26 protein-coding genes are annotated in these 26,583 nt (G+C 54.2%); 22 read left to right on the top strand and 4 right to left on the bottom strand.

The features are described 5' to 3' along the window. Positions 1–13: 13 nt before the first annotated feature. The 3 genes from hmeg3_RS02390 to hmeg3_RS02400 are packed head-to-tail and all read left to right on the top strand — an operon-like array spanning position 14 to position 5,143. Positions 14–2,674 carry a DDE-type integrase/transposase/recombinase gene (locus hmeg3_RS02390; protein ID WP_094562317.1) on the top strand — a complete coding sequence of 887 codons (2,661 nt, stop codon included), beginning with the start codon at positions 14–16 and terminating at the stop codon, positions 2,672–2,674. After that, entirely contained in the window at positions 2,671–3,792 is a 1,122-nt protein-coding gene (locus hmeg3_RS02395) for an AAA family ATPase (RefSeq protein ID WP_094562318.1), read from the top strand. Before hmeg3_RS02390 ends, hmeg3_RS02395 begins: the two co-directional genes overlap by 4 nt. Further along, a complete protein-coding gene (locus hmeg3_RS02400) occupies positions 3,785–5,143 on the top strand; it encodes a TniQ family protein (protein ID WP_094562319.1) in 1,359 nt (452 codons plus the stop codon). Before hmeg3_RS02395 ends, hmeg3_RS02400 begins: the two co-directional genes overlap by 8 nt. A 182-nt stretch (positions 5,144–5,325) precedes the next feature. Here the strand turns inward: hmeg3_RS02400 and hmeg3_RS02405 are convergent, their stop codons facing one another. Continuing rightward, the gene (locus hmeg3_RS02405; protein WP_094562320.1) at positions 5,326–6,501 is read right to left on the bottom strand and encodes an ATP-binding protein; all 1,176 of its coding nucleotides are present in this window, start codon (positions 6,499–6,501) and stop codon (positions 5,326–5,328) included. Positions 6,502–6,896: 395 nt separating this feature from the next. Beyond that, positions 6,897–7,121, bottom strand: a complete 225-nt coding sequence (locus tag hmeg3_RS24620) for a hypothetical protein (RefSeq protein WP_157739202.1) — start codon at positions 7,119–7,121, stop codon at positions 6,897–6,899. 279 nt (positions 7,122–7,400) lie between these two features. On the opposite strand from hmeg3_RS24620, the gene hmeg3_RS02410 reads away from it, so the two are divergent. The 9 genes from hmeg3_RS02410 to hmeg3_RS02450 all read left to right on the top strand — a co-directional run bounded on the left by hmeg3_RS02410 (position 7,401) and on the right by hmeg3_RS02450 (position 14,414). Continuing rightward, the gene (locus tag hmeg3_RS02410; RefSeq protein WP_094562321.1) at positions 7,401–7,745 is read left to right on the top strand and encodes an ATP synthase subunit I; all 345 of its coding nucleotides are present in this window, start codon (positions 7,401–7,403) and stop codon (positions 7,743–7,745) included. Further along, on the top strand, positions 7,742–8,557 hold the full coding sequence (atpB, locus tag hmeg3_RS02415) for a F0F1 ATP synthase subunit A (protein WP_094562322.1): 816 nt from the start codon (positions 7,742–7,744) through the stop codon (positions 8,555–8,557). The genes hmeg3_RS02410 and atpB overlap by 4 nt, the downstream gene beginning before the upstream one ends. Positions 8,558–8,634: 77 nt before the next feature. Then, positions 8,635–8,880, top strand: coding sequence for a F0F1 ATP synthase subunit C (atpE, locus tag hmeg3_RS02420; RefSeq protein ID WP_006461334.1), 246 nt, complete (start codon positions 8,635–8,637; stop codon positions 8,878–8,880). A 76-nt stretch (positions 8,881–8,956) separates the two neighbouring features. Then, the gene (locus tag hmeg3_RS02425; RefSeq protein WP_094562323.1) at positions 8,957–9,427 is read left to right on the top strand and encodes a F0F1 ATP synthase subunit B; all 471 of its coding nucleotides are present in this window, start codon (positions 8,957–8,959) and stop codon (positions 9,425–9,427) included. A gap of 1 nt (position 9,428) precedes the next feature. Further along, a complete protein-coding gene (locus hmeg3_RS02430) occupies positions 9,429–9,962 on the top strand; it encodes a F0F1 ATP synthase subunit delta (RefSeq protein WP_094562324.1) in 534 nt (177 codons plus the stop codon). A 59-nt stretch (positions 9,963–10,021) separates the two neighbouring features. Continuing rightward, positions 10,022–11,563, top strand: coding sequence for a F0F1 ATP synthase subunit alpha (gene atpA / locus hmeg3_RS02435; RefSeq protein ID WP_094562325.1), 1,542 nt, complete (start codon positions 10,022–10,024; stop codon positions 11,561–11,563). A 30-nt stretch (positions 11,564–11,593) separates the two neighbouring features. Further along, entirely contained in the window at positions 11,594–12,463 is an 870-nt protein-coding gene (atpG, locus tag hmeg3_RS02440) for a F0F1 ATP synthase subunit gamma (RefSeq protein WP_094562326.1), read from the top strand. 56 nt (positions 12,464–12,519) lie between these two features. Next, on the top strand, positions 12,520–13,920 hold the full coding sequence (gene atpD / locus hmeg3_RS02445; protein WP_050476291.1) for a F0F1 ATP synthase subunit beta: 1,401 nt from the start codon (positions 12,520–12,522) through the stop codon (positions 13,918–13,920). 71 nt (positions 13,921–13,991) lie between these two features. After that, positions 13,992–14,414 (top strand): F0F1 ATP synthase subunit epsilon, encoded by a 423-nt coding sequence (locus tag hmeg3_RS02450; protein WP_007883114.1) that lies wholly within the window; start codon positions 13,992–13,994, stop codon positions 14,412–14,414. A 32-nt stretch (positions 14,415–14,446) separates the two neighbouring features. Here the strand turns inward: hmeg3_RS02450 and hmeg3_RS02455 are convergent, their stop codons facing one another. Further along, positions 14,447–14,659, bottom strand: coding sequence for a hypothetical protein (locus tag hmeg3_RS02455; protein ID WP_157739203.1), 213 nt, complete (start codon positions 14,657–14,659; stop codon positions 14,447–14,449). A 17-nt stretch (positions 14,660–14,676) separates the two neighbouring features. Here hmeg3_RS02455 and hmeg3_RS02460 point away from each other — a divergent pair, with 17 nt between their 5' ends. From hmeg3_RS02460 to hmeg3_RS02470, 3 genes are read left to right on the top strand one after another with little or no spacing between them, the layout of a single operon-like run. Further along, positions 14,677–15,102 (top strand): CoA-binding protein, encoded by a 426-nt coding sequence (locus hmeg3_RS02460; RefSeq protein WP_094562328.1) that lies wholly within the window; start codon positions 14,677–14,679, stop codon positions 15,100–15,102. A gap of 57 nt (positions 15,103–15,159) precedes the next feature. Then, positions 15,160–15,966, top strand: coding sequence for a polyphosphate kinase 2 family protein (locus hmeg3_RS02465; protein WP_094562329.1), 807 nt, complete (start codon positions 15,160–15,162; stop codon positions 15,964–15,966). Between the two features lie 2 nt (positions 15,967–15,968). After that, positions 15,969–16,739, top strand: coding sequence for an SGNH/GDSL hydrolase family protein (locus hmeg3_RS02470; RefSeq protein ID WP_094562331.1), 771 nt, complete (start codon positions 15,969–15,971; stop codon positions 16,737–16,739). A gap of 116 nt (positions 16,740–16,855) precedes the next feature. On the opposite strand, the gene hmeg3_RS02475 is transcribed toward hmeg3_RS02470, so the two are convergent. After that, a complete protein-coding gene (locus tag hmeg3_RS02475; RefSeq protein ID WP_094562332.1) occupies positions 16,856–17,629 on the bottom strand; it encodes a transporter substrate-binding domain-containing protein in 774 nt (257 codons plus the stop codon). Positions 17,630–17,814: 185 nt separating this feature from the next. On the opposite strand from hmeg3_RS02475, the gene hemE reads away from it, so the two are divergent. The 7 genes from hemE (at position 17,815) to hmeg3_RS02510 (ending at position 26,560) form a co-directional block, all read left to right on the top strand. Beyond that, positions 17,815–18,894, top strand: coding sequence for a uroporphyrinogen decarboxylase (hemE, locus tag hmeg3_RS02480; RefSeq protein WP_094562333.1), 1,080 nt, complete (start codon positions 17,815–17,817; stop codon positions 18,892–18,894). Between the two features lie 724 nt (positions 18,895–19,618). Further along, entirely contained in the window at positions 19,619–21,661 is a 2,043-nt protein-coding gene (locus hmeg3_RS02485; protein WP_094562334.1) for a primosomal protein N', read from the top strand. Positions 21,662–21,796: 135 nt separating this feature from the next. Beyond that, positions 21,797–22,315, top strand: a complete 519-nt coding sequence (locus tag hmeg3_RS02490; RefSeq protein WP_094562335.1) for a DUF6622 family protein — start codon at positions 21,797–21,799, stop codon at positions 22,313–22,315. A gap of 138 nt (positions 22,316–22,453) precedes the next feature. After that, positions 22,454–24,190, top strand: a complete 1,737-nt coding sequence (argS, locus tag hmeg3_RS02495; protein ID WP_094562336.1) for an arginine--tRNA ligase — start codon at positions 22,454–22,456, stop codon at positions 24,188–24,190. A gap of 8 nt (positions 24,191–24,198) precedes the next feature. After that, positions 24,199–24,843, top strand: a complete 645-nt coding sequence (locus hmeg3_RS02500) for an SPOR domain-containing protein (RefSeq protein ID WP_094562337.1) — start codon at positions 24,199–24,201, stop codon at positions 24,841–24,843. A gap of 89 nt (positions 24,844–24,932) precedes the next feature. Then, entirely contained in the window at positions 24,933–25,643 is a 711-nt protein-coding gene (locus tag hmeg3_RS02505) for a thiol:disulfide interchange protein DsbA/DsbL (protein ID WP_094562338.1), read from the top strand. Between the two features lie 143 nt (positions 25,644–25,786). Then, a complete protein-coding gene (locus hmeg3_RS02510; protein WP_094562339.1) occupies positions 25,787–26,560 on the top strand; it encodes an SDR family oxidoreductase in 774 nt (257 codons plus the stop codon). Positions 26,561–26,583: the final 23 nt, after the last annotated feature.

The raw sequence follows: 26,583 nt of genomic DNA on the forward strand, positions 1-26,583 counted from the left end.
GTAGGAGTGGGAAATGTTGAACGAAGCTGAACTTGATGCACTGATGGATAAGCACGGCCTTGACGCGCCCGCACGCGCTCAAGTTCGAGGCATCCGAGCGGCCGATCCATCCAGGCTCGTAGTCAGCGGCCCGCAGAATGTTTCGTGTCGTTATCCCAGCAAGAAGATGGGAAAAGTCATTCAGGCCGAAAGCCATACGTGCGAGCTCGCCGCGATTGTGCTCTGGGAGCACGACGAACGGATATATGAGTTCTACGATCAGTGCCCGCCGATTGGCCTGAAAGGCAAAGACAAAACCGGCCGAAACCGCGGATATAACATGACGCCAGATTTCTTCGTTATAGGAGAGGACTACATCGGCTGGGTGGAATGTAAGGCACAGACCTGGTTAGAGTCCAAGGCAAAGAAGTCGACGGTATATGAAAAGTCACAAGAGATTTGGCGATGTGTGCCTGGTCAAGAGTATGCCGAGCGCTACGGACTTGGCTTCAAAGTGATGGTCGACGCGGAGATCAATCAGATTTTTTTTCGCAATTTGAATTTCCTATCCGATTTTTTCGACACTTCGTGCCCATCGGTTGAGCCAGAAATTGCGACACGGATTATCGATGCCTTCGGAGGGAAGGCTTATGTACCACTAGCAGATCTGCTGAAGATCGGCGACAGCGAGTTGACCAGTGGCGTCTATAAGCTCATCGCAGACGAAAAGCTATACGCGAACCTGAATTCAGAGCTGCTTGTGGACGTGCAATTTGTAAATATATATCGCGATCGTCGTACCGCAGAGTCATTTCAGCTGGCACGTAGTGAATTAGCGACAGCTAGAGATGGGGAGCTAATCCAATCGATCTCCATTGAAGCAGGTCGAGGTTTTCAGTGGAACGGCCAGCCCTGGAATATTGTGAACGTGGGGGGCGACAAGGTTGCGATTAAGGATGAGGCCGGAACGATCCAAACACTTTCTCGGGGCCAGATTCTTTTATTGGTGAAGTCCGGTGACGTGCAAGGAAATTTATCCGAGGCATTCTCTCCTGAATATGAGATTGGAAAAATGATTGCGGAGGCGTCTAATAAAGATCTGCAAGAGGCGGATGGGCGTCTTAAGGAGTTGGAGAGAATCCGGGCAGGTGAAAAGCCGAGGGTATGCGAGAGAACTTTGCGCAACTGGAAGGCGAAGATGCGAGCGAGCAACGAGCTCTTGGGAAGTACTTACGTTGGACTGATATCGAAGTATCAGGAGTGTGGGAATCGGACGCGAAGAATCTCTCAAGCAGTACAGGACATAATACAGCACGTCATACAAGAGTTTCTCTTAGGGGAGTCACCTAAATCGAAGCAGTCTTGCTATGCCATCGTCTGCACCTTGTGTGACCGAGAAGGCTTGATCGTACCTAGCCGTAAAACGTTTGGGGAAGAAATCAAACGGACGACATCCCAGCATGCTCAAGTATCGGCGAGATACGGTGCGAAGGCCGCCTATGCCCTTTCTGAAATCGTCCATTGGAAGTTGGATAATGCAGTTCCACCCCACGGAGACCGGGCCTTCGAGATCGCTCACATTGACCACACACAAATGGATGTTCAGCTCATCCATAGCGTGTACGGTACTCCGATGGGAAAGCCTTGGTTGACCATATTGATGGACGCTTACACGAGAATGGTGCTGGCTTACGTCATCAGCTATGAGAAGCCGAGTTATCGCAGTTGCATGCTCGTTATACGCGAGTGCATACGTCGTCACAACCGTGTCCCGGCAAATATCGTCTGCGACAAAGGAAATGAATTCTTTAGTCAGTATTGGGAAACGCTTCTAGCCAGTCTGCATGTGACGAAGAAGACCAGACCCACCGCCAAAGGCCGCTTTGGCTCAGTCATTGAGCGCTTCTTTGGGAAAGCAAACGTTGAAGTTCTGCATCAACTCAAGGGAAATAACACGCCTTTGCAGACGCCAAGAGTGATGTCCGGGTCGCATGATCCTAGGAAGAAAGCTGTGTGGACGCTCGATGAGCTTACCGCAGAATTCAATGACTACCTCGAGAACACCTATTCTCGCCTGACACATCCGGCCCTTGGAGTCTCCCCCAAAGTGGCAGAGGAAACTAGCCTGCGTAACTCTGGGGTGCGAAATGTTCGGATCCTGAACTGGTCACCTATCCTTGCTTTGCTATGCCTGCCGGAAGTAAAAGGGGGCGACAGAAGGATTGTGGCAAATCGGGGTATCAAGCTGAACCGTACTTACTACTTTCATCCCATGCTGAACGTGCCGTCGCTTGCCAATACGAGGGCGTCTGTGCGGTATGACCCTTTTGACTATGGTCTGATCTACGCAAAGGTTGGAAAAGAGTGGTTGCCGTGCTCCTGTCCGGAGGCTGCCCAGTTGAAGGGAAGAACTGAAAAAGAAGTTCGCTTGCTTACATACGAGCTTCGCGAAACCCAAAACAGCCCAGCTGCAGAGCGGCAAAACTATATCTTGCGCGGCCAGCAGCTTTTGTCAGACCACAAGAAGGAAAAAATTCTAATTCAGCAGAAGCACGACATGGAAAAGAAAGTTGCAGATCGACGCATGGGAGTGATCGAGATGCGTCCTGAGGATATTGGCAAAGTTGCGATCGTATTTGATACAGCTTTTGAGATCGATGAAGATGATGTTGAGACTTACGGTGAGTTCAAATGAATACGACAGACTTGGCAGCGCAACAGAAATTTGTAGACTATGCAGTCGGGCATCCTCATCTTGTTAAGGCCTATGATGCTGCGCTGGCGGCTATTCGTGGTGCCAACAATGGTTGTCAAGTAGTCATTGTCGCGGGGCCGACTGGCGTTGGAAAGACGCGAATGGCCGCTGGATTGTGTACCAGCTTAAAAGAAGACTACGCTAATGAATCCGGCCAAAACCCTGAGCAAATTCCCGTGCTGTACGGTAACGCGGTTGCCGCTCAGGGGGCCTGCTTTAGTTGGAAAGATTTCTATACCCGCCTGCTTACTCGTTCCGGCGAGCCAATGACGGACAAGAAGTTAGCCATCGACAGACAGCAGAATTTGTTCGCGGATGTGACGTTGGCACACTACAAACAAAATTCGACTGCAGACGCGCTCAGAATCGCTGCCGAAAATTGTCTTCGCTTGAGAAAGGTGCGGTGCCTGATCATCGACGAGGCGCACCATATGTTGATGGTGAGGAAGAACGATATGGCGAGCTTGGAATTCCAGTTTGAGGCTATCAAATCATTGGCACTGGAAACTCAAACGACGATTGTTCTTGTGGGCACCTATCGACTTCTGGATATTCGTGACCTGAGCGGTCAGTTGGTACGGCGTAGTGAGATTATTCATTTTCCACGTTACGACTGCCGCGACAAAGACCAGAAGCTGCAATTCGCAGGGGTGTTGAAGCAGTTTCTTGAAGAGCTCCCAGTAAAGCACTCGCTTAGTCACGTACGTGATTTCAGGCATTTCTACAATAAGACTAGTGGCGAGATTGGAATTCTGAAGGACTGGTTGGTCCGTGCTTTAAATCGCTACTACCAGGCAAAGAAGAAGCCCGGTTTTGATATGGATTTCTTGGACAGATACGCGCTTGATAATAAAGCTCTTCGCACCATCGCGACAGAAGCGTTACTTGGAGAAAACAAGCTGGCCGACATATCCGAAGATGCTTTGAGCCAGCTTTATATGGGAGGTCTTGCCGTCATTCCGGAAGAGCAAGTGAAACCGTCGGCGCCGCAGAAGAAAAAGGGAACTGTCGGAAGGCGCAGTCCGCATAGGGATGCTGTAGGAGTTGCAAATGTTTGATGTTGATGAGAGCGGACCTTCGTCATTTGAACAGGTGATCCCATCGGCAGAGCGCGCTACACGGTTGTATCGGATAGTGCCAGCGGATTTTAAGTCGTGGGGTCGGGAGAGCCTGATTTCGTTTATCGTGCGTTTAAGCAGAGAGCACTTAGTCAATCCGCGTTTGCTCATCCAGCGGGTCTTCACAGAGGCAGATCCTCAAATTGCGCTGATTGCGAAGAATCGCTTTTACCTCAAAGACAGTCGCACGATCAACGCCGTGGGGGAATATGCTCGGCTGTTCTCCGATACGACCGGCTGGTTAACTGGGCATAGGACCTTGGACGAACTGACCCTACTGCCTTGGAAAGATGTGCTTCCCGAGAACGGAGAAGCAATGACAGCCAAACGTCTCAAATGGTGTCCGTGTTGCTTGGCTGAGCAAGCGCTAACTCTTGGATATAACTATCATCCTCTGGTCTGGTCATTGGAACTGTATAGGGTATGCGTACGTCACGGCCATCCTTTACAAGAAACTTGTCCTCGTTGTGAGCGGGCACAACCGTTTATTCCAGGATTCCCTGCTCTCGGGCATTGCTCGCATTGCGGTGCTTCCCTGCTTTTAATGAGTACGTCGGTGCCAGTTGTGGCGAATGACAATACCTCATTCAAGGTTGAATCAGCTCTGTGGTCAATGATGCAGAGTTGTCAGGCCCAGGAGCGTTCGCTGGACGTGTTCAGAAAAAACCTTTTACAGTTGATTCAACTACGCGCGGATGGGAATAAGGCAAGATTTTGCCGTGACTTGGGTTGGGATTCGTGGGCAGCAAATTCCTGGCTTAGGAAAGGTCAACGGCCTACGTTGCAGCGCCTGGTCGTTATGAGTGCTCGTCACGACGTTCCCATCACTTCGTTGTTTGTCGAGAACAATATTATTGGCCTGGCTGATGAGTCGCAGACTAGGGAGCGACTGAAGCGAGTAGAAAGGAAGACTCGGCCGCAGCTTTTGCCTGTCCAACGAAGTGAGGTCTCCGTCAGGTTGATTGCGGAACTGAGTAAGCCTTCCCCTAGTTCAGTGAGCGCCATTGGACGAGAATTGAAAATAAGTCGCTCTGCCTTGAAATATTGGTTTCCTGAACTGTGTCAGGCAATTGGCGAGCGCTATCGTGAATATTTGGGAGAGGCTGCGGTGCGTGCGAGAGCAGATCGGCTGAAAGTCTTGAACGAAATTCTTGAGAAATTCGTCGCAGAGGGCTGTTGGCCGAGCAAGCGTGCAGTAGACAAAGAATTAAGCCGGCATGGGTTGGCATTGGTCCGGACAGAATTGGCCAGTACCTACCAGCAGTTTATGAGTCAGTTGGGTAAAGATTAATGTCGGCAAGACAAGCCATCGCAGCAATTCTGTGCGATTGAGATTTAGATGGATATGAGCTGCTGTGTATTCATAGTTGGCGGGGATTCCGGAAATTTTCGCAGGAATTGCGCTAACCCCGTGACCCTATAGTAAAGAAGCTACAGCAAGCCACAGTGAGCCCAAGCAGTATGGACGTTCGTTCAGCCAAGATTGGCTAAATTACGCATCAGATAGTCATTGAACATCGGAACAGTAAAGGCAACGTCGCCGTGCGATGGACTGTAAATCATCCCCTTGCTGATGATTTGCGCTCGGCGAGGCCCAAGGCTCTGCGCTGACTCGTTAAGCGCATCGGCGACATCGGAAGAACGATAGGGCCCATTACCTAATCTCGCCATGGCGATGACGTACTCACGCTCTTTAGGCGTCAGGCGATCGAAACGCACCTTAAAAAAGCCTTCGTCAAGACGTTTTAGTGTGATCGCCTCGGCCTGCTTCGCATCTTCGACGGTAATGATATTACCGATCGCCAGATTCCAGGACTGATGCCCCCATTCTTGCAAAAAATAGGGATAGCCCTTCGTCTTGCGAAAAATTTCAATCAAAGCATCTTCATTGATAAAGGCACCTTCTTCGTTGACAGGTTGCTGGATTGCATCCTTGGCATCTGCTTCAGGCAGAGCACCGACCTCGGGATAATGGAATAATCTCTCTGCATACGACTTGGCCTCTCCCGACAGGGCTGCGACTTGCGGTAATCCCGCTCCGAAAAATAGAACGGGTAGTTGACTTTGGTTGATCTTGTGTAGCGAAACGATGAGCGCAGCGAGGTCCTTCTGGCTGAGATATTGGACCTCATCAATCAGGAGAGTCCATGCCTTCCCGGCTGCCTTGGCTGCCTCGCCGATCCTCACGAATAGCTCCGGAAGATCGTTCTCCAAGTCGCCACTGTCCGCGACTCCCACTTCAGCGTCTACAGCAATTGCCATGTCCCCGTATTCAAACTTGAACACCGAGGCAAACGATCTTAGTGCCCGTAATGCGTCGTAGGCTTTAGCCTTGGCGTTGTCGGTAAGAGAGAGCTTGCGAAGCACCTGATGCACGCGTGGTAACAGTAGCTCTCCGAGGGACTTGTTCTCTGGTGCTTCGATACTAGAGGTTAGGTGGCCACGCTCGTTGGCCATGGTTTCGACTGCATTAAGAAGAACGGTCTTTCCCACTCCACGTAGGCCCAAGAACATTTGGGAACGGCTGGGCTTGCCGATTAAGGCGCGATCAATGGCTATTCGCGCGTCTTCGATAATAACCTGCCGCCCAGCAAGTTCTGGCGGACGACTACCTGCTCCGGGGGCAAAAGGATTTCTAACAGGATCCATGACCGCTCCAATTCTATGAATATTGAGTAAAGTATATCTCGCGAAAGATATACGTAGCTATACATAGCTATACTTTATTAGATATTGGTAGAAATTGCGGCGGGGAGCAACGGAATTGAAGTAATCGTTCAGATTATCCGGCAAGCCGAGAAAGTCTCTCTCCTTAGAGGTTTCCGTCGCTCCTAAGGTTCGATGGCATTATCCGATGCACGACAGAATATTGCCAATAATTAACTATCTATCTTGAGTTGTTCGGGCGTAAGCTGCCTTTATGAAGGATGTATCTTTTGTGACACAGAAACAGTCGACTACTTCGGTGGCATATAGCTACCCGTGCCAAGGGTAACGTTAGTATCGAGTCGATGAGGCGCATGGCGCAAAACGTGCGACAGTAATCAGCGTTGCGGTAAATCTATTGTTCCAAAACCTAAAAGCGGAAAATGAATGGTTCCAATGCGTGCCGGAGAGGGGGAGGCAGGGATAGCAGCTTCGCGTTTGGAAGCCTCAAATGAGGCAATTCCAGGATGGACGGTGCTGACTGCGGCAAGGGTATGATTCAAATAGGCGGCAGAACTATGCTTCCAGCTACAAATAGTCTCGTTTGTGTTGTAATCAGCCATTTTTCTTGCCGAATGATCGCGTTTTTGTCAGTCGGGTGTCAGATTATTCGGCGATCTTCGTGACTGCCCGCATTACCTTGCAGGTAATCGCGGTTTTCCCAATTTTGCCCCATTATGCAGCTGTGTGTTAAAGCTCACATCTGACATGCAACTTGACGATATAACGCCTTGATCGTGCGTTAAAAGTTTGACGAATCCGGACGCAAGCAATTATAATCGCCGGGCTTCTAAACCGCCGTCTGCTCACAATGAGTGCGGCTTGCACGATATTGGATATATATGCTGCGCATCATCCTTTTGCAGCTTGTGGCCATGGTCGTCGCTGCATGTACAGCTGGTTTGTTGGGCGGCGTATCTGCGTTGTGGTCGGCATTGTTGGGAGGGACTTGTTGTTTCATTCCCAATGCTTTGTTCGCCCTGCGTCTCTATACAAGTGCTCGCAAGCCTGGTGGGGCTAACCCGATGACGTTTTTGTTCGGGGAATTTATCAAGATTGCTACGACTCTTGCGCTCATGGGCGCAGTTGTTTGGTTGTATCGCGATGTGAATTGGCTCGCATTTGTGCTGAGCTTCATCGTGGTGCTTAAAAGTTACTTAATTTTACTGTTTAGACATCGACCATGACCGCTGCTGCGCACGCACCTACTGCTTCAGAATACATCGTCCACCATCTCGGACATTTCTCTTCGCAACACCAAAGCAAGATCGTTGATTTCTCGATCATCAATGTGGACACCATTTTCTGGTCGGTTGTCTGCGGCGTGGTTGGTTGCCTGTTGATGTATCTGGCTGCACGCAAGGCCACTTCGGGCGTGCCGGGCCGTTTCCAGGCTTTCGTCGAAATGGTTGTCGAAATGGTCGAGGATCAATCCAAGGCTATCGTGCACGGTGACCGTACTTTCATCGCACCACTCGCATTGACGGTGTTTGTCTGGGTTGCATTGATGAACTCGCTCGACTTTTTGCCGGTCGATCTGGTGTCGGGCATCATGCGTCTGGCAGGTATGGAAGAGATCCATCACCGCATCGTTCCTACCGCTGACTTGAACGGTACACTGGGCATCGCTTTGGGCGTACTGGCGCTGATGCTGTATTACAGTGTCAAGATCAAGGGCGCAGGTGGTTTTGTCCACGAATTGTTTGCTGCGCCTTTCGGTATCTGGCTGGCGCCTTTCAATCTGCTTCTGAATATTATCGAATTTGCTGCTAAGACCGTGTCGCTGGGCATGCGGTTGTTCGGCAACATGTATGCGGGTGAGCTGTTGTTCTTGCTGATCGCATTGCTGGGTTCGGCTGCTACGGCGTTCGGCTTTGTCGGCCACGTCATCGCAGGTTCAATCTGGGCAATTTTCCACATCCTGATCGTGTTGCTGCAAGCATTCATTTTCATGATGTTGACACTGGTTTACCTCGGCCAGGCGCATGAGGCGCACTAACAAGGCTGCTGTACGGTTTTAGCTTTTTGGTTTGTTTTTTGATTTTTGTATTAACTTTAACTTTCTAAGGAATTGTCATGACTGATGTCTCTTTCGTTGCTTTGGCTTGCGGTTTGATCATTGGCCTGGGTGCTATCGGTGCTTGTATCGGTATCGCTATCATGGGCGGTAAGTACCTCGAAGCATCTGCACGTCAGCCAGAACTGATGAACACACTGCAAACCAAGATGTTCCTGCTGGCCGGTCTGATCGACGCTGCGTTCCTGATTGGTGTTGGTATCGCCATGTTGTTCGCATTTGCAAATCCGTTCATCGCGAAGTAATTCGGGCGGCATAGCCGATTCTCATTTTTGCCGGATTGCTTGATTCGGCACACGATATTCTGAGAAGGAAATTACCGTGAACTTAAATGCAACATTGTTTGCGCAGTTCGTGGTCTTCTTCATCCTCGCCGGCTTTACGATGAAATTCGTTTGGCCGCCGTTGATCAAGGCGCTCGACGAGCGCGCGAAGAAGATTGCGGACGGCTTGGCTGCTGCTGACCGCGGCAAGGCTGACCTGGCTGCCGCTGAAAAGCGCGTTCAGGCAGAGCTGGCAACAGCACGCGACGAAGGCCAAAAACGTATTGGTGACGCTGAAAAGCGTGCTCAGCTGATTATTGAAGAAGCAAAGAAGACCGCTTCCGAAGAAGCAGCGCGCATCATCGCCAATGCTAAGGCAGATGCAGAGCAACAAGTGACCAAAGCGCGTGAAGACTTGCGCGGCGAAGTTGCGACCCTCGCGGTCAAAGGCGCCGAGCAGATCCTGAAGCGTGAAGTCAATGCGGCAGCGCATGCCGAATTGCTGAACCAACTGAAAACAGAGCTGTAATATGGCCGAACTCGCAACGATTGCTCGCCCTTATGCAGAAGCCCTGTTCCGAGTGGCCAAAGCCGGCAGTTTGTCGGCTTGGTCCGATCTCGTTTCCGAGATGGCGCAAGCCGCAGCACACCCTGACGTAAAAGCAATTGCGCAAAATCCGGCACTGACGGATGCGCAGATTGCTTCTACGTTTGCGTCCGTTCTGAAAACACCTCTGAGCGTTGAAGCCCAAAACTTCATCAGCGCCTTGGTGGCAAACGGTCGTCTGACGCTGTTGCCTGAAATCGCCACACAATTCCATACGCTGAAAAACGCACAGGAAGGCGCCGCTGATGCAGACATCACCAGCGCGTTTGAATTGTCCGATGCGCAGCTGAAGGATGTGGTCGCCACGCTGGAAAAGAAATTCGGTCGCAAGCTGACGCCAACCGTCAAGGTGGACAACGCTTTGATCGGCGGCGTGCGTGTAGTGGTCGGTGACGAAGTATTCGATACCTCGGTGCGCGCGAAGCTGCAACAGTTACATGTTGCTTTGGCTGCGTAATTAATTGCCAGGGCCTTGGCGTAACAGCCTAAGCGATAGAAAAATTTTTAGGAGTTAGTATGCAACTCAACGCATCTGAAATCAGCGAGCTGATCAAGAGCCGGATTCAAGGCCTTGGCGATACCGCTGAGATTCGCAATCAAGGCACGGTTATCTCCGTGTCCGACGGTATCTGCCGTATCCATGGTCTGTCTGACGTGATGCAAGGTGAGATGCTGGAATTCCCAGGCAACACTTTCGGTCTGGCGCTGAACCTCGAGCGCGATTCCGTTGGCGCCGTTATTCTGGGCGAGTACGAACACATTTCCGAAGGCGATACTGTCAAATGCACAGGCCGTATTCTGGAAGTGCCTATCGGTCCTGAACTGCGCGGCCGTGTGGTCAACGCGCTGGGTCAGCCAATCGACGGCAAGGGTCCTGTCAACGCCAAGCTGACAGCACCGATCGAAAAAATCGCTCCAGGCGTTATCGCACGCCAATCGGTTTCCGAGCCAATGCAAACCGGCCTGAAGTCGATCGACTCGATGGTGCCTATCGGCCGCGGTCAACGCGAACTGATCATCGGCGACCGTCAAACTGGTAAGACTGCTGTTGCGATTGATGCGATCATCAATCAAAAGGGCCAGAACGTGACATGTATCTACGTCGCGATCGGTCAAAAAGCCTCGTCGATCAAGAACATCGTGCGTTCCCTGGAACAGCACGGCGCGATGGATTACACCATCATCGTCGCCGCTTCGGCTTCCGAATCGGCAGCGATGCAATACGTGTCGGCCTACTCCGGTTGCGCCATGGGCGAGTACTTCCGCGATCGCGGTCAAGACGCGCTGATCGTGTATGACGATCTGTCCAAGCAAGCAGTTGCTTACCGTCAGGTTTCCCTGCTGCTGCGCCGCCCACCAGGCCGTGAAGCATATCCAGGCGACGTGTTCTATCTCCACAGCCGTCTGCTCGAGCGCGCAGCACGCGTCAACCCAGACTACGTTGAGAAGTTCACCAACGGCGAAGTCAAGGGCAAGACCGGTTCGCTGACAGCTCTGCCGATCATTGAAACACAAGCGGGCGACGTTTCTGCATTCGTTCCGACCAACGTGATTTCGATTACCGACGGTCAGATCTTCCTGGAAACATCGCTGTTCAACGCTGGCGTCCGTCCTGCGATCAACGCCGGTATTTCGGTGTCGCGCGTTGGTGGTGCTGCTCAAACCAAGGTTATCAAGAGCCTGTCCGGCGGTATCCGTACCGACTTGGCACAGTATCGTGAACTGGCTGCGTTCGCGCAGTTCGCTTCTGACCTGGACGAAGCAACCCGCAAGCAACTGGACCGCGGTGCACGCGTGACCGAACTGTTGAAGCAAGCGCAATACTCGCCGCTGTCGATTTCCCTGATGGCCGTGACATTGTTCGCCGTCAACAAGGGTTTCCTGGACGACGTCGATGTCAAGAAGGTGCTGGCATTCGAAGCAGGTGTTCACAGCTTCATGAAGACCAGCCACGCTGCCCTGCTGCAAAAGATCGAAGACACCAAGCAACTCGATAAAGATGCTGAAGCAGCATTGGCCGCTGCGATTGCCGATTTCAAAAAATCCGGCGCGTACTAATCTCAACTGAAGCTATAAGGAGTCAATCTCATGGCTACAGGTAAAGAGATACGTGGCAAGATCAAGAGCGTAGAAAATACGAAGAAGATCACCAAGGCGATGGAAATGGTCGCAGCATCCAAAATGCGCAAGGCGCAGGATCGGATGCATGCGGCACGTCCCTACAGTGACAAGATTCGTAATATCGCTTCCAATCTGTCGCGGGCCAATCCGGAGTATACGCATCCGTTCATGGTCAAGCAGGACAGCGCCAAGAAGGTGGGTTTCATTATCGTCACGACCGACAAGGGTCTGTGCGGCGGTATGAACACCAACTCCCTGCGTCTGACTACTGCAAAGATCCGTGAACTGGAAGCACAAGGCAATGCAGTCGAAACCGTTGCGATCGGCAACAAGGGTTTTGGTTTCCTGAACCGTATCGGCGCCAAGGTGGTGTCGCATGTGGTTCAGGTCGGCGATACGCCGCACCTGGAAAAGCTGATCGGCCCCGTCAAGGTGCTGCTCGATGCTTACCAGGAAGGCAAGCTGGATGCGGTTTATTTGGTCTATACCAAATTCATCAACACGATGCGCCAGGAACCAACGTTGCAGCAACTGTTGCCGCTCTCGAGCGACCAGTTGCAGGCAGACGAAGGTACGCATTCGTGGGACTACATCTACGAACCCGACGTGCAAAGCGTGGTGGACGAGTTGCTGGTGCGTTATGTCGAAGCACTGATCTACCAGGCGGTGGCTGAAAATATGGCGTCCGAACAATCGGCCCGTATGGTGGCGATGAAGGCAGCAAGCGATAACGCCGGTAACGTGATCGGTGAGTTGAAGTTGGTTTACAACAAAACTCGTCAGGCAGCGATTACCAAGGAACTGTCCGAAATCGTCGCCGGTGCGGCAGCGGTCTAACGACGTAATGCAGAGATGCGTAACAGTATTTAATTTTATATATTGAAGGAACGAAAATGGCTGATGGCAAAATCGTTCAGTGTATCGGCGCTGTTGTGGACGTTGAATTTCCACGCGACGCGATGCCTAAGATTTACGACGCCTTGAAGATGGAAGGCTCGGAACTGACGCTGGAAGTGCAACAACAGCTCGGTGACGGTGTCGTGCGTACTATTGCACTGGGTACTTCGGATGGTCTGCGTCGTGGCATGACAATCAAGAACACCGGCAAGGGCATCACTGTGCCGGTCGGTAAGGCTACTCTGGGCCGTATCATGGACGTGCTGGGTAACCCGATCGATGAATGCGGTCCGGTGAGCCATGCACAAACAGCGACGATCCACCGCAAGGCTCCTGCATACGACGAGCTGTCGCCATCGCAAGAACTGCTGGAAACCGGCATCAAGGTTATTGACCTGGTTTGTCCGTTTGCCAAGGGCGGTAAAGTTGGTCTGTTCGGTGGCGCGGGTGTGGGCAAGACCGTGAACATGATGGAACTGATCAACAACATCGCCAAGGCACACAGCGGCTTGTCCGTGTTTGCCGGTGTTGGTGAGCGTACTCGTGAAGGTAACGACTTCTATCACGAAATGGCGGATGCCAAGGTTGTGGATCTGGAAACTCCGGAAAACTCCAAGGTTGCCATGGTCTACGGTCAGATGAACGAACCACCAGGCAACCGTCTGCGCGTTGCGCTGACCGGTCTGACGATCGCCGAAGGTTTCCGTGATGAAGGCAAGGACGTTCTGTTCTTCGTCGACAACATCTACCGTTACACACTGGCCGGTACAGAAGTGTCCGCGCTGCTGGGCCGTATGCCATCCGCTGTGGGTTACCAACCTACGCTGGCTGAAGAAATGGGCCGTCTGCAAGAGCGTATTACTTCGACAAAGACTGGCTCGATCACATCGATTCAAGCCGTCTACGTTCCAGCGGATGACTTGACCGACCCGTCGCCTGCTACTACGTTTGCTCACTTGGATTCGACCGTCGTTCTGTCGCGTGACATCGCTTCGCTGGGTATCTACCCTGCAGTCGATCCACTCGATTCGACATCGCGCCAGCTGGATCCGCAAGTCGTTGGTCAGGAACACTACGAAACGGCTCGCGCTGTTCAAGGTATTCTGCAACGCTACAAAGAATTGCGCGACATTATCGCGATTCTGGGTATGGACGAACTGGCTCCGGAAGACAAGCTGCTGGTCGCGCGTGCTCGTAAGATGCAACGTTTCCTGTCGCAGCCTTTCCACGTTGCTGAAGTGTTTACCGGTTCCCCAGGTAAGTACGTTTCGCTGAAAGACACGATCAAGGGCTTCAAGATGATCGCTAGCGGCGAACTCGACCACCTGCCGGAACAAGCGTTCTACATGGTTGGCACGATCGAAGAAGCAATCGAAAAGGCCAAGAAGATCAACTAAGATCTCTTGATTCTCGCGACGCCGTCCTTGCTTGAAGTTTGAGCGGGACGGCTGAACGAATAGGAAACGACATGGCACATACTATTCACGTTGACGTAGTCTCCGCCGAAGAAGAAATCTTCTCCGGCGAGGCAGAGTTCGTCGCGTTGCCGGGTGAAGCGGGTGAGCTGGGGATCTATCCTCGTCACACTCCCTTGATCACGCGCATCAAGCCGGGTGCAGTACGCATCAAGATCCCCGGCCAGGCGCAAGACGAGTTCGTTTTCGTCGCCGGCGGTTTGCTGGAAGTGCAGCCTGACACCGTCACCGTTCTCGCTGACACCGCAATTCGCGGTTCGGATCTGGACGAAGCCAAAGCAAGCGCTGCGAAGAAACTCGCAGAAGAAGCGCTGGCAAATCGCGATTCGAAGATCGATTACGCAGCAGCGCAAGCCGAACTGGCAACTGCTGTGGCGCAATTAGCAGCGATTCAACGACTGCGTCAGAAGCGTTAATTCGCTTGGCACTGTAAGCATTTCGCGATCAGTCATTCAGCATCAATAAAAAAGGCAGCTTCGGCTGCCTTTTTTATTTTCAACGCCATTGCACCAAGCCATCCGGCTTGGCTGCATACATTCATTTCCTCAGATGCCTGATTACGCGTGCCAGTAATTGCACGTACACCGTTCGCAGTAGGGAGCCATGCCAATGGTGCAGCAGCCTCACTGCTGATGAGGTAAAGTGGAACGTCGTGCTCCATGAAGAAAGCCAGCATCCATGAATGCAAACACCGCACCCAAACCGATCATCGCCGTCGTCGGCTTATCGAATCGTCCGGATCGTCCCAGCTACGACGTCAGCGCGTATATGCAGCACCACGGCTATCGCATCGTCGCTGTCAATCCCATGTATGCGGGGACGCAGATACTGGGCGAATATTGTCACGCAAATTTGCAGGACGCCGCCGCAGCACTGGCCGCCAACGGTCTGAAGATCGGCATCGTCGATTGCTTCCGCAAATCGGCCGATATCCCGCCTGTGGTCGATGAGGCGATTGCCATTGGTGCCACCTGCGTCTGGATGCAGCAGGGGATCGTCAATGAAGCTGCCGCGGCCAAAGCGCAGGAGGCAGGACTGGTCGTCGTTATGGATCGCTGCATCAAGATCGATCACGCCATGGGAATTACGCACGGCGTGTTGTAGTCCAACTGATTCCACGGTTTGAATGACCCGAATCCACCCGTAATCAAGGAGACATGTGTGAGCATCCGCGAGCAATTTCGAGCGACAAAGAAAACGGATATCAAGGATGAGAATGCGGCCGCCAAACCTCTTTCCAGCGGCGATAAAACGGCAGATAAATTGCAGATTCAGGCGATCGCAGAACAGATCGGCGAGCTACAGGGCATGTTGTACGCCGCGAACGACAAGAAAGTACTGGTCGTCTTGCAAGGCATGGATACCAGCGGCAAAGACGGCACCGTCAATGGCGTCTTCGGGAGTATCAATCCGGAAGGTATCCGCGTCATCAGTTACAAAGCACCCAGCACGCTGGAGTTGCAGCACGACTACCTCTGGCGCATCCACCAGCAGGTGCCCAGAAAGGGTGAAATTGTGGTTTTCAATCGCAGTCATTATGAAGACGTGCTGATCACCCGCGTGCACGACTGGATCGACGCCGCCGAATGCAAACGGCGTTACGCGCATATCAACGACTTCGAACGCATGCTGAGCGAGACCGGCACAGTCGTTATCAAATTCTTCCTGCATATCTCCAAAGAAGAGCAGCGTGCGCGTTTGCAAGAACGTGTTGATGATCCAACCAAGCATTGGAAATTCGACATCGGCGATCTTGAAGAGCGCAAAAGCTGGGACGACTATCAAAAGGTTTATAGCCAGGCGATTCAAGCTACCGACACTGATCACGCGCCTTGGTATCTGATTCCGGCAAATTCCAAGACGCATCGTAATCTGGCGATCGCGAACATCGTGTTGGAAACCATGCAAGACATGAAGCTTGCGTACCCGCCAGCCAAGAAAGAACTCATCGATTTGAAGGTCAAGTAAACATGCGACGCTGGCTCCCGGAGATTCTCGCCTTGCCCTTGCTGCCATGGTTGCTGGCACAAGGAAAACGCACGCGACGGATCACGCCGCGTATGCCGGAAGCGTCCGGCGAGCGGCATGGGCTATGTTTGCCGCAGCAATCCGTCTCAGAGGAGTTGGCGCCGTTTTCGGTACTCGCCATTGGCGAGTCACCGGTTGCAGGTGTTGGCGTCGATACACAAACGCAAGCGATCACGGCGCAACTGGCGCAGAGACTTGCCACACAATGGCGGCGCCCGATAAGTTGGAGTGCTTTCGGCAAGAATGGCGCCACGGTATCTGACGCCATCCGCGACGTCGGGCCGCATTTGCCGGATATGCAAATCAACGTGGTGCTGATCGCCTTTGGTGTAAACGACAGTACCGCTTTCCGCAGCAGCAAGCGCTATCGTCAGGATTTGGCGAGCTTGGTACAACTGGTACGGCAAAGGCTGCGACCGGACTTGCTGGTGATTGCCGGAGTGCCGCCGTTACACCTGTTTCCGGCATTGCCACAGCCTTTGCGGCACGTTCTGGGATTGAAAGCGAGTACTCTCAACGCCGCGGCAAAATCGGTGGCGTCAGCGATGCCGCAGACGATTTTCGTCCCCATACAAAGCAATGCGCGTGATCGCTCCCTGATGGCCATGGACGGCTATCATCCTTCTGCATCCGGCGTCCTGTTGTGGGCGGAACAGTTGGCGGCCGCCATTGACGGCAACGTCAACGAAGACCGCAGGTTCTCGTCACGTTAAGAACCTGCGGTTGTCGGGGCATTTCGAGATGATGTTGAGCGACGGTTAATCGACGGCTAATCGTCGGTTAATTACCAGTACGAAAAGCTTCGCACTGAAAATCGCATAGTGTCAACTTAGTGTAGCCACTTATTGACGATACGGTCATAGTCGCCGGTGGCCTTCAGCATGTGCATCCACGCATCCACGAACTCTTTGAAGGCGACATCCGCGCGCGGCAGCATGAAAGCCTTTTCGGCAAATTGCAGCGGCTTGTCAGGATTGATCGGACAAAGTTCGGGGTGCAGTTTGGCCTGCCACAGGACTTCGCTTGAGTCGGTCACCATCACGTCGGCCTTGCCATCGACGATCTGCTGGAAGATCGTCACGTTGTCCGGATGCAAGACCAGTTGCGCCTGCTTGAAGTTGGCGCGGGCAAAACGCTCATTCGTGCCGCCCGGATTGAAAATTGCGCGCGTTGTCGGCTTGTCGATCATGTCCAGTGTCTGGAATTTGGCCGCATCCGCACAGCGCACGATCGGTGCCTTGCCGTCCACCATGTGGGCGACTGCAAACGACGCCTTCTTCAAGCGGTCCAGCGTGACCGACACGCCGCCCATGGCGACATCGCATTTGGACAGAAAGTCATTCATCAGTGTTGGCCAACTGGTTTTCACAAGCTGTACTTCAACGCCAAGCGCCTTTCCCAGCGATTGCGCGAGATCGACGTCGATACCTTCAAAGCTGTTGTCTGTCTTGAAATAAGTGAAAGGCTTGTAGTCGCCGGTCATACACACCCGCAGCTTGCCGTTCTTGAGCACCTCGTCGAGACGGCTGCTTTCTGCGGCTTGTGCCGCTTGCATGGATAAGCCGGCGCATAGCAAGCCGAACGCAATCAACCATTTTTTCATGTCATCCTCCTGATTATTTTATTGAGCGAAGACGATATCACGCAGGTTTCCCGTCATCAATCCATCCTGCCCAAAATGATTGTGCCGCCGACCGCTCATCGGCGTTCGATACGTCGTCCAATGCGTCCGATTTGTGGTTTGGGTGCGATAATAGCGGATTGCCGACTTGCTCCACACGATCGCTCATGCCTCAATTTGCCCCGCTGAAAAACGATACCTTCCTGCGCGCTTTGCTGCGTCAGCCGACTGATTACACGCCGCTTTGGCTGATGCGCCAGGCTGGCCGGTACTTGCCTGAATATCGTGCCACACGCGCTCGTGCCGGCTCGTTTCTGGGGCTGGCGAAGAATCCCGATTACGCCACCAAAGTCACCCTTCAACCGCTGGAGCGCTATCCATTGGATGCTGCGATCCTGTTTTCGGACATCCTGACCGTACCGGATGCGATGGGACTGGGCTTGTTCTTTGCCGACGGCGAAGGCCCAAAGTTTGAACGTCCGTTGCGTGACGAAAAGGCGGTCATGGCCTTGCAGGCGCCTGAACTGGGCAGTCTGCAATACGTGTTCGACGCCGTGACCCAGATTCGCACCGAATTGAACGGCCGTGTGCCGCTGATCGGCTTTTCCGGCAGCCCGTGGACGCTGGCGTGCTACATGGTCGAAGGCGGCGGCTCGGATGACTTCCGCACCGTCAAGACCATGCTCTACGACCGTCCTGATCTGATGCACCACATCCTCAAGACCAATGCAGCAGCAGTGGCGACCTATCTGAACGCGCAAATCGACGCCGGCGCACAGGCCGTGATGATTTTCGACACCTGGGGCGGGGCGCTTGCCGATGGCATCTATCAGGAGTTCTCGCTACGATACATGGCCGACGTCATGCGCCAGCTCAAGCGCGAGAAGGATGGCGTCACCATTCCCGCCATCGTATTTACCAAAGGCGGTGGACTATGGCTGGAACAAATTGCCGGTATCGGCGCCGATGCTGTGGGACTCGACTGGACGGTCAATCTGGCCGACGCACGTCGCCGTGTCGGGGATAAAGTTGCCCTGCAAGGAAATCTTGACCCCAACGTTCTCTTTGCTGGTCATGCACAGATCCAGGCAGAAGTGCGCAAGTTGCTGACCTCATTCGGCAAACCGACCGCCGGCAACGGCCATGTGTTCAACCTCGGGCATGGGATTTCCCAATTCACGCCACCCGAAGCGGTCACCGTGCTCGTGGACGCAGTCCACAGCATCAGCCGCGAGCTGCGCCAATAAGGTGAGGATTCCTGCCGTAAGACGAGCACATACTCAGCCGCATGTAAAAAGGGGCAAGTTTTGATAATCTGCCATCACTTATGCACAAAGCAGGGGCTCTCCTTAGTAGGAATCATTCATATCCATATTTAAAATTTCTTCGATTTTGGAATCGTCCAAGTCATTGATTTTAAATGTGTTTGTTTCTTGCATGGGTTTTGTGCAAACTATCAAGACCCGCATGAAATGTGGGCTGTAGCCCTGTCAAGAGGGGCTTGTCCACAAAGTTATCCACAGGATTTGTGGATAGTTGAAAAAGCACTTATGAAACCGAGAGTTACGTGGACTTTTCAAGTTTTACTTGAGAAATACTGGGGAATTCCTACCGATGTGTCAGCAGTTTTCTGACAAATTTTTCTTGACAGAAACTGGTGCGAACGGTCCCTGTGTGATGCCGTTTCGGTGCGAATATCCAGACTTATGCACAAATTTTCTTTTGTGCGCGGCAATAATTAAAAATTAAAAAATTTTTTTGAGCCGGACAATGTGTTTTGTAACCCGTTGATTTTAAAGAAGATAAATTTTGCTTTTGATTTAGGCAATTTATTGAAACCCGCAGCCACACTGGGAAAAACGCTGTCAAGCCCGAGTTGTGCACAAAGTTATCCACAGCTTGTGTGGATAGTTTAAAAAGTGGTTATGAAACCGTTAGTTAGGTCACCTTTTCAGGAATTACATTAAGTTCGTGGAACAACGCATCCTTCAGATTGCCCTCGATACCCCGCTTGACAGAATCTTCGACTACCGCTGGCGTGCAAGTGCTGTGGCCGGCGAAACCGAACCGCAAGTCGGGCAACTGGCGATCGTGCCTTTCGGCCGACGGGAAGTCGCCGGGCTGATCGTCGGGCTAGCCGACCAGACGGATGTGCCTCTGGATAAACTCAAGGACGTCATCGCGGTACGCAGCCAGTTGTCACCGCTGTCGGCGCAGTGGCGAGCGTTGTGCAGTTTCGCCGCCGATTATTACCAGCGCCCTCTGGGTGAGGTCGCGCTGCCCGGTCTGCCGAAGAACCTGCGCACCCTCACCACAACTGCGCTGGATCGCGCTCTGAAGAAACTCGGCAAGCTGACTGCCAATCATGACGGCAGTCCCATCAATACACCGCAATTGAAGCCCGAGCAGCAAGAAGCGGTCGATGCCATCGCCACGGCGCAAGGTTTTGCGCCCTTGCTGTTGTATGGCGTGACCGGCAGCGGCAAGACCGAAGTCTACCTGCAAGCCGCGGCACGGATCCTTGCACAGAGCGAAGCAGCCGGCGAAGTCGCCCAGATTCTCGTACTGGTGCCGGAAATCAATCTGACGCCGCAACTCGAGTCGAATATCCGCGCTCGGTTTCCCGGTGTGCACGTGGTCAGTCTCCACAGCGGCCTGGCGGAGGGCGAGCGTACGCTCAACTGGCTGGCGGCGCATCAGGGCCAGGCGCGCATCGTGCTCGGCACGCGTCTGGCGATCTTGTCCTCGTTGCCGCATCTCAAACTCATTGTGATCGACGAAGAACACGACCCGTCTTACAAGCAGCAGGAAGGTTTGCGCTATTCCGCACGCGATCTGGCGGTGTGGCGCGCGCATCAATTGGGGATTCCGGTGGTGCTGGGTTCTGCCACGCCATCGCTGGAAACCTGGCAGCACACGCAAGCCGGACGCTACCGAAAGCTGCAGCTGCGCGAACGCGCGGTGCGCGACGCCGTGCTGCCCAAGGTGAAGATGATCGACATGGAACGCGATCGCCCCAATGACGGCCTGACTTCCACGCTGGTCGCAGCATTGAAGTTGCGTCTGGAGCGCGGCGAACAATCCTTACTGTTCCTTAACCGGCGCGGCTATGCGCCGGTGCTCAACTGCGACGCCTGCGGCTGGATCAGCAATTGCATGCGTTGCACTTCATTCATGGTGCTGCACAAGCCGGAGCGCCGTCTGCGCTGCCACCATTGCAGCCTTGAGTTATATATTCCCAAAGCGTGCCCGACCTGCGGCAATGTCGACTTGCAACCGCTCGGGCGTGGCACGCAGCGCGTCGAGGAGGGTTTGCAGGCGATGTTCCCGGAGGCGCGCGTCTTGCGTATCGATGCTGACTCGACCCGGCTCAAAGGGGCGGCGCAGAACGCTTTTGACAGCGTGCATCGCGGTGACGTGGATATTCTGATCGGCACGCAAATGGTCGCCAAAGGCCACGATTTCAAGCGCCTGACACTGGTCGGCGTGATGAACCCGGATACAGCGCTGTTTTCGCACGACTACCGCGCCAGCGAGCGCTTGTTCGCCCAATTGATGCAGGTCGCCGGCCGTGCCGGTCGTGCCGGGCAAAAAGAGGGAGGCTCGCCCAGTGAAGTGTTGATTCAGAGTCGCTACCCCCATCATCCGCTCTACAGCGCGGTGGCTGCGCATGATTACGACGGCTTTGCCACCCAGTTGCTGGAAGAGCGTCAGCAAGCGGCATTGCCGCCGTTCATCTATCAGGCTTTGCTGCGTGCCGAAGCCGCAGAGATTGATATCGCGCTGGCCTTCCTGAAAGACGCGGCCACTTGCCTGGAGCATCCCGGCATCACCATTAACGATCCGATTCCCATGACCATGACACGCGTAGCCAATGTGGAGCGGGCACAATTGCTGATCGAATGCGCCTCGCGGCCGGCGCTGCAAGCTTTTTTGCGTGACTGGCTGGATGTTTTGCGGCAAACGAAGACGCGTGCAAAATGGTCTCTGGAAGTTGATCCGGTCGATATTTGAGCCGTGTCATTGCCCCTGCTCATCGCATAAAACTCGCCGTATCTTCCTCAGTCCCGCAGTTCGTCGCATGGCAATGGGAAACAGCACCTGCTCTGCCTAGCATGACGCCATTCCTTTTTCTCTTCAGGAGTTGTCATGCTGTATCAAATTCTCGTTCATACGCCCATTTGGGTCTGGGCCATGCTGGCTTTCTTGGTCTATCGCGGCTGGTCGGCCCGCTTCGATCGCGAAACGGCGATCGTCAAGGTAGCGCTGGTTCCACTATTGATGCTCGGGTTGTCGGGGCATGGCCTGTACGAACTGGCGCATGCCAATGTGCCGGCACTGGGCGTCGCTTTGACGGTTGCTCTCGCCAGCGGTATCGCCAGTTGGACTGCCGCGGGAAGGGCCGGTACGGTAGCTTATCCGGAACTGGGCAGGGTTTTTCTACGCGGAAGCTGGTTTCCGCTGGTGATGATGGTGGGCGTTTTTGCTGTCAAATATGCGATGGGCGTGTTGAAAGCAATGCATTCACCCTATATGGAGGTCGCGTCGGTCATCATCGCCGTCAGTGCGCTGTACGGCTTGTTTATCGGCATTTCGGCAGGACGGATGTTGCGAATTTTGCATCTTTATCGTCAGGCACAGCTACCGGCGGCGGAGTTGAGCGTCTGATTGCTTGCATCCGTTAATACGCCTTCAATCTGAGCGCGGCAAGCCGGTATAATCCGGGGTTTATATATTCATCAATGTGCGGCGTGTGTCGTCTGTAGTCTGTTTTTGACCTGCCTCGCCGCCGACCCCTCTGTCCCCATGCTTGCTCAACAAAAACAACGCATCACCGAATTATTCCAGGCCGCGCTGGCGCCGCTGATCGCCGGCACTGACCTGACGCCGACCGTCACGCTGGAGCGCCCGCGCGACCCGTCGCATGGCGACATCGCCTGCAACCTGGCCATGCAACTGGCCAAGCCGCTCAAGAAAAATCCACGTGAACTGGCGCAAGCGCTGGTTGACGGCGTGTTGTCCCAGCCCGGCCGTGAAGAACTGATTTCGTCGGCCGACATCGCCGGCCCCGGTTTCATCAACCTGCGCGTGGCCGATGCCGCCAAGCAGGCTGTCGTCAAGACTATCCTGGCCGAAGGTGCGCAATACGGCAAGAGCAACGCCGGCGCCGGCAAGAAGGTGCTGGTCGAGTTCGTTTCCGCCAATCCGACCGGGCCGTTGCACGTTGGTCATGGCCGTCAGGGCGCACTCGGCGACGCCATGTCGGCGCTGCTGCAATCGCAGGGCTACGACGTCTTGCGCGAGTTCTACTACAACGACGCCGGCGTACAGATCGCCACGCTGGCGACCTCCGTACAGGCGCGCGCCAAGGGCTTCAAGCCGGGCGACGCCGAGTGGCCTGAATCGGCTTACAACGGTGACTACATCGCCGACATCGCCGACGACTTCAAGGCAAAGAAAACCGTCTCCGCCAGCGACGGCGAACCGGCAACCGCCAGCGGCGACGTCGAGGACATAGAATCGATCCGCCGTTTTGCCGTGGCTTACTTGCGCCGCGAGCAGGATCTGGATTTGCAGGCTTTCGGCGTCAAGTTCGACAACTACTATCTGGAATCGTCGCTCTACACCGAGGGTAAGGTTACTGCCGCAGTCGAGGCGCTGATTAAAGCCGGCAAGACGTATGAGCTGGACGGTGCGTTGTGGCTCAAGACCACCGATTATGGCGACGACAAAGATCGCGTCATGAAGAAGACCGACGGCACCTATACCTACTTCGTGCCCGACGTTGCATATCACATCACCAAATGGCAGCGCGGCTACGGCAAGGTCATCAACGTGCAGGGGAGCGACCACCACGGCACCATCGCGCGCGTACGCGCCGGCTTGCAGGCGGCCAATGTCGGCATTCCGCAAGGCTATCCCGACTACGTGCTGCACAAGATGGTCACCGTGATGAAGAACGGCGAAGAGGTGAAAATCTCCAAGCGCGCCGGTTCTTACGTTACCTTGCGTGATCTGATCGAATGGTCGAATGGCACTGACGCCGAGGCTGGCGATCTAGCGGATTTGACGAGGGGCCGCGACGCCGTACGTTTCTTCCTGATCTCGCGCAAGGCTGACAGCGAATTCGTGTTCGACGTCGACGTCGCGCTGACCCGCAACGACGAAAACCCGGTCTACTACGTCCAGTACGCGCATGCGCGGATCTGCTCGGTGCTGAACCAATGGGCAGGTGACGACACCACGCTGGATCAGGTCACCGACCTGTCGCCGCTGACCGCGCCGCGCGAAGTCAGCCTGCTGGCCAAGCTGGCCGAATATCCGGAAGCGCTGGCGCACGCCCTGCAAGAGCTGGGGCCGCATCAGGTGGCTTTCTATTTGCGCGATCTGGCAGGCGAGTTGCATAGCTACTACAATGCAGAACGCGTGCTGGTCGACGATGTCCCAACCAAGATGGCGCGTCTGGCATTGATGAGCGCCACGCGCCAGGTGTTGCGTAATGGTCTGGCGCTGATCGGCGTATCCGCCCCGTCAAGAATGTAACTCTGCAGATGAATACACAAGTGAAACAACACCAACCGAATCTTCGCAAGCAAGCCGGCGGCACTTTCCTCGGTCTCATTCTCGGTCTTATCGTCGGCCTCGGCATTGCTGTCGTGGTGGCGCTGATGATCACCAAGTCGCCGATTCCCTTCGTCAACAAAGTGATCAAGCAAGAGCGCACCGAACTATCGCCGGGCCAGGCTGCCGATCCGAACAAGCCGCTGTACGGCAACAAGGACGTCTCCAAGGAAGCGCCGCCCGCGCCGAAGGATCCGGATCAGAAACCTGCTCCTGATGCCAAGAAGCCGGACACGCCTCCTGCGCCGCCCAAGACCGCAGACGTGCCGAAAGACAAGGATAAGCTGGCCGCGATCACCAAGGATCAGCCGGCTAAATCCGACAATACGGCCGACGACAAGTGGACCTATTTCCTGCAGACCGGCGCTTTCCGCGAGCAAGCCGACGCCGAGAACGCACGCGCCAAACTGGCGTTGCTGGGATTCGAAGCCAAGGTCAGCGAACGTCCGTCCGACAACGGCACCCTGTACCGCGTACGTATCGGCCCGATCGCGCAGTCGGAGACAGTGAACCGGATGCGCAGCAAGTTGTCTGACAGCGGCATCGATGCCGCCATCGTGCGCATTCCAAAATAATTTTTAATTGATCGTTTATTTGCGCTTCACCACTGCTGTGTTTTGTTGGTATCTGCAGTGGTTGCGCATCTTGAGAAGGGGTTAAGTTTATGCGTTTGTTCCGCCATGCTCTCGCTGCTATCAGCCTGGGTTTGCTGGCCGTTTCGGTCAGCGCGTCTCCTGCCAATCCGCAAAATGGCACCGATTATCGTACGCTGGAGCAAGCCCAGCCGACCGATTCCGGCAAGAAGATTGAAGTCACCGAATTCTTTTGGTACAGCTGCCCGCATTGCGCAGCCTTCGATCCATCGCTGAGCGCGTGGGTGAAAAAGCAGGGCGACAAAATTGTCTTCAAGCAAGTGCCGGTCGCCTTCCGCGAGTCCTTCATTCCTCAGCAAAAGCTGTTCTACACGCTGGAAGCGATGGGCAAGACCGCAGAAATGAATCCGAAGATTTTCCAGGCCATTCACGTTGATCGCCAACGCGTCGACACCGACAAGACCATCCTGGAATTCATCGAGAAGCAAGGTATCGACAAGCAAAAATTCCTGGATCTGTACAACTCCTTCGGCGTACAGACCAAGGTTCGTCGCGCAGCGCAATTGCAGGAAGCCTACAAGATCGACGGCGTGCCGACGATCGCTATCGATGGCCGTTTCCTGACCTCGCCTTCGATTGCCGGTACATCGATGGCCAATCAGCCGGAGTCGATGCAGCAAGCCGCCTCCCTGCAAGTCATGGATCATCTGGTGGCCAAGCTGGTAGCAGAAAAAGCCAGCGAGAAGCCGGCCGAAGCAGCCAAGCCAAGCAAGAAGAAATAAGCTTCACCGTACCGAAGACGGTCCGTCGCTCGCGAGAGGACGGGCCGTTTTTATTGGCTGGCGCTGCATTTAACGGTATTTATTGTTCCGCCCGCATCATTTCAGTGTTGCGTCCTTGTGAACTATCGAACTGAAGGAATCTCATGCAGCGTGTCTTTATTACCGGCGCATCCAGCGGCATCGGCGCCGCTCTGGCGAAAGCGTATGCGCAACAGGGTGCTGTCCTCGGTCTGGTTGCTCGCCGCAAAGAAACGCTGGAGCAAATCCGCGCGAGCCTGCCCAACCCTGAACGCCATCATCTCTACGCGCTGGACGTCACCGACCACGCCGCCTTGCATCAGGCTGCTCAAGAGTTCATCAATGCAACCGGCGGTGCTGACGTGGTGATCGCCAATGCCGGCATTTCGCAAGGTACGCTGACTGAATACGTGGAAGACATTCCTGTGTTCGAGCGCATCATTGCGACCAACGTGACGGCTACCGTCGCCACGTTTCATCCCTTCATCGCGGCCATGAAAGTCTCGCCCCAACCGCAGCAATGCCGTCTGGTCGGCATCGGCAGTGTCGCCGGCATTCGCGGCTTGCCGGGTGCGGAGGCGTATAGTGCATCGAAGGCGGCGGTGATCAGCTATTGCGAATCGCTGCGTGTCGAATTGCGCGCCAGCGGCATCAAGGTGGTGACCATTGCACCCGGCTACATCGATACGCCGATGACGCAGGTCAATCACTACCGGATGCCTTTCCTGATGCCGGTGGAAAAATTCGCCGTACGGGCACTGGCGGCCATCGCCGCAGGTGACAGCTACCGCGTGATTCCCTGGCAGATGGGCGTCGTCGCCAAAATACTGCGCCTGTTACCCAACAGCATCTACGACTTCGCGTTTTCTAAAGCACCACACAAGAAACGCCATCTTTGAACGAGTTTGATCGATTAATAACG

The organism is Herbaspirillum sp. meg3, from assembly GCF_002257565.1.
Taxonomy (GTDB): Bacteria; Pseudomonadota; Gammaproteobacteria; order Burkholderiales; family Burkholderiaceae_D; genus Herbaspirillum.